The sequence below is a fragment of the Vibrio sp. D173a genome, assembly GCF_030248475.1.
Genome location: NZ_JAHGAH010000878.1, coordinates 1 through 654 on the forward strand (window position 1 = coordinate 1; position 654 = coordinate 654).

Here is a 654-nt window from a genome sequence, read left to right on the forward strand (position 1 = left end):
AAGGAGTTTCTCTTCGTTGGAATTAACTATACGGCGTGGCACTTATTTTACTTATAAAATTAACGACATCATTATGTAATAAATGCGCCACATTCTTAAGTTGTTGTTTTATTTGAGTTTGTGGTGTTTATTTGAATTTTGTACTCGTCGGGTAGTTTGCAAGTCGTGTTGAAAGTGACGGAATTGACGTAGCGTGTTTTGACGAAACTTACGAGTATGTATTTTCGAAAACTTTGATTTCACACAGCAACAGTGGGGTTATATATATGTATCATTCATCTTAATAACAATATTTCTCATTATCACTACTTACTGGATGCTTATGAAACTGTCACAGCTTGAACAAGGCAAAGCGGCCACCATTGTTGCGCTTACAGGACTCTCTCCTGACGTCAGAAAAAAACTAATGGTAATGGGGGTGTTACCCAAAACCGAAGTTACTCTTATCCGCCGTGCACCGATGGGTGACCCGTTGCAAGTTGAGGTGAGAGGCGTTTCGATTGCGATTCGTGAAAATACTGCCCAGCAGATCGAGGTGAGCTAATGAACTATCAAGTATTAACGGTAGGTAACCCGAACAGTGGTAAAACAACACTATTCAATGCCCTAACTGGTGCTAAGCAGCACGTAGGTAACTGGGCAGGTGTCACCGTA

The 654-nt window shown here is 41.0% G+C and carries 2 protein-coding genes; both read left to right on the plus strand.

Annotation, left to right across the window (positions count from 1 at the left end; genetic code table 11):
• The first annotated feature begins 322 nt into the window (after nucleotides 1-322).
• Nucleotides 323-544, plus strand: a complete 222-nt coding sequence (locus tag KIV40_RS29975; RefSeq protein ID WP_285352916.1) for a FeoA family protein — start codon at nucleotides 323-325, stop codon at nucleotides 542-544.
• A partial coding sequence (locus tag KIV40_RS29980; RefSeq protein ID WP_285352917.1) for a FeoB small GTPase domain-containing protein occupies nucleotides 544-654 on the plus strand: 111 nt, incomplete at its 3' end. The genes KIV40_RS29975 and KIV40_RS29980, both read left to right, overlap by 1 nt.